The following is a 3003-nucleotide window of genomic DNA, read 5'->3' as shown; positions in this document are numbered from 1 at the left end:
GTGAGAAGTTCGGCGTGACGCCCGTATGCCGGAAGCAGGCCCGCAGCGGACGGGACGTCCGGCTCGCGCGTGGTGAACCGTGCCAGTGCCCCGAGCCGGACCGAACCGCGGTCGCCCGGCCGCAGCCGGAGTACCAGCGTCGACGCCGACGTCGGATGTGCCCACACCGCGGCGGTGTGGTGCCGGTCGATCCGTCGGGGTTCGAACATCCCTCCGGAATCGAAGGCGGAGGACAACGCGACGTGCCGGTGCGTCGGTACCCATTCCGCTGCCGGCACACCGTGGGAGATGCGCAGGGCCGCCTGTTCGATCTCGTTCGCGTTCAGCAGCCGCGCGGCGTATCCGTCGTCGCCGAGTGCGCGGATCACACGCCGCCCCGCGGCGACGACCGTGCGCGCGGCGCCCTCGGAGCCGCCGCCCCGGCGGGCCGCGGCGGCCGCACAGGAGGTGACATCGAGGCGGAGCATCCACCCGGACCGTGCGTTCGGCAGCGGCAGGAAGCGGGCCGAGCAACTGCGCGTAGGCCTGTCCGGCGGGCGTCGAGTCGAGAACCCGACGCCCCTGCACCACGACGTCGATCCCGTCGAGGACGACATCGTGCCGGTACAGGCATGCGGCGATCGCACTCAGGGGGAGTGTTCGTCCCGATTCCTCGCTGTCACGGCCGAGCCTGGTGATCCTGCCGGCCGGTGGCGCGAGCTCGAGGACGACGGTCGCGTACGGGCCGTCCCATCGCACCCCCACCGGGCCTGCCGGCCCGGCGTGGAAGTCGCGGAGGACACCCGACACGGGGACGCCGCCGGGGCGGCGCAAGACGGTTGCGATCCAGTCGGCTGTACCGCGTCCGCCGATCCGGAGGAGGCACGCCGCGGCGACCGGCACGGCGATCGCACAGGCCACCCACGCGGACGACCCCAGCGCCACCGCGAGCACCCCCATGCCGACGGCCACGCACTGCGCCCCCGTCAACCGGACTGCGACACGACTTCTCGCTTCACCTGCCGCGGTGACGATTCGCGCGTCCCCCGACGCCGTCACGAATTGCGCGTGCTCCGACGCGGTCACGAATTGCGCGTGCTCCGACGCGGTCACGAATTGCGCGTGCTCCGACGCGGACACGGTCCGTTGCATCGATCCCCCCGAACGACGGCCGGCAATGATGTCGACGCGGTACCGGCCTTCCCCCTGTGCCGCGCGGCGCGCGTGCGATGAGCGCCCGACAGGACTGTACTGTGTTGCGCCAGAGAGCGTGCCGTACGGGGGGAGATCGATGGCAGCGCAACCGACCACACGGTGGCAGGTCAGTGGATACCGGTTCCTGGCACGACGCATGGATCATGCGTTGGTGCGGGGCGACGTACGGATGATCCACGACCCCATGCGTTCCCAGTTCCGGGCATCGGTCGTCGGAACGGTCGTCGCGTGTGTCGTGCTGGGAGGCTGTGCCGCACTCGCCCTGTTCCGTCCCCAGGATCGGATCGGTGATGCCGCCGTCGTCGTCGGACGAGACTCCGGTGCGCTCTACGTCGCGATCGACACGACCTTCCACCCCGTCCTGAACCTGGCGTCGGCGCGGTTGATCCTCGGAGCTCCGGCAGAGCCGGCGGTCGTGGCCGACGAGGAACTGACGAAGCGTCCGCGCGGCCCGCTCGTAGGGATACCGGGTGCGCCGTCCTCCCTGGTCCACGACGCGGAGGACACGCCCTGGACGGTCTGCGACGTCGCCGATCCCGACGGCCTGCAGTCCTCGACCACCGCCGTGCTCGCGGGCACCCCCGATCATCGGACGGGATCGGTGCTCGCCGACGACGAGGCGCTCCTCGTGACGGCGGACGGCAGGTACCACCTGCTCTACGAGGGCAGACGCGCCGAGATCGATCCGAACGACCGGTCGCTCGTGCGACTGCTGGGCGTCGACATCTCCCGCGCACGACCCGCGAGTGCCGGACTGCTCGCCGCCGTCCCGGAGGTGCCGAGGCTGACCGCACCTCCCATCGCCGGAGCCGGGGGTCCGCCGGTCGCGCCGATCCCGGGTGCGCGCATCGGGTCGGTCGTCGCGGTGTCCGAACCCGACGGCCAGAGTTTCCACGTGGTGCTCGGGAACGGTGTGCAGGAGGTGTCGCGGGCCACCGCGCACCTCATCCACTTCTCGGATTCGCAGGGGGCACCGGAGATTCCGGTGGTACCGCCCGACGTCCTCGCGGCCGCGCCGACGGTGCACGAACTCCCGGTCGACACCTTTCCCGAGTCCGTCCCGCGGATCGTCGACCCGGGGGAGAGCCCGGTGGCCTGCTCGACCTGGCAACCCGACGCGGGTGAGGACGACCGACACCGGTCGTCGCTGCGACTGTCGGCGGGGACCGCGCTGCCCGTGGGGAAGGACGCCGTGCCCGTGACCCCGGCTCAGGCCGACGGTGCGGGACCCCAGGTCGACGCGATCCACATTCCGCCGGGCCGTGGCCGATACGTGCAGGCCACCTCGCTGACCTCCGACACCGACCGACTCGGGTCGTTGTTCTACGTTGCCGACACCGGTGTGCGATACGGCATCACCGATGCGGCCGCCGCTGCGGCGCTCGGCTTCACGGATCCACCCGTGCGGGTCCCGTGGCCCGTCCTGCAGTTACTTGCTCCGGGACCCACGCTCGGCCGGGAGCAGGCGCTGCTCGCACACGACGGTGTCGCTGCCGATCCGGGAGCGGTCCCCGTGCGGGCGGACAACCGGCCGTCAGGTCCGTGACCGGGTGAGGCGTCGTGCCGGTGCGGTGAGGACGAGAACGAGGACGGTCACGGTGAGCACGGCCGCAGCCGAGCCCAGCGCGATGCTGCGCGGCCGGTGATCCGGTACCGGGGGAGAGCTCGGTTCGTCCACGGACACCGCCGGCACCGGCGCCGCGCGATCGGCCGGCAATGGGGCGGTGACGGCCGCGAGCGGATCGACGACACCGTGCCCCACCCGTGGATTCCACCCTTCCGCGGGGGAGTGGGCGGTCCTCTCGATGC

The 3003-nt window shown here is 72.0% G+C and carries 2 protein-coding genes and 1 pseudogene; 1 reads left to right on the top strand and 2 read right to left on the bottom strand.

The genetic code is table 11. The features are described from left to right. Nucleotides 1-467, bottom strand: a 467-nt coding sequence (locus R1101_RS29315) for a type VII secretion protein EccE (RefSeq protein ID WP_269726642.1), incomplete at its 3' end; no start/stop codon positions are given. An 803-nt stretch (nt 468-1270) separates the two neighbouring features. Here R1101_RS29315 and eccB point away from each other — a divergent pair. Then, nucleotides 1271-2740: a type VII secretion protein EccB gene (eccB, locus tag R1101_RS0120090; RefSeq protein WP_026003505.1), complete on the top strand. Its 1470-nt coding sequence runs from the start codon at nt 1271-1273 to the stop codon at nt 2738-2740. Here eccB and R1101_RS27700 read toward each other — a convergent pair. Further along, nucleotides 2729-3003: pseudogene (locus R1101_RS27700) on the bottom strand (type VII secretion-associated serine protease); the annotation flags it as partial. The gene eccB and the pseudogene R1101_RS27700 sit on opposite strands and share 12 nt — an antisense overlap.

The sequence above is a fragment of the Rhodococcus sp. R1101 genome (assembly GCF_000278445.1).
GTDB lineage: Bacteria > Actinomycetota > Actinomycetes > Mycobacteriales > Mycobacteriaceae > Rhodococcus > Rhodococcus gordoniae.
Note: the sequence above shows the minus strand (reverse complement) of the source record. Positions and strands in the feature narration are given on the sequence as shown.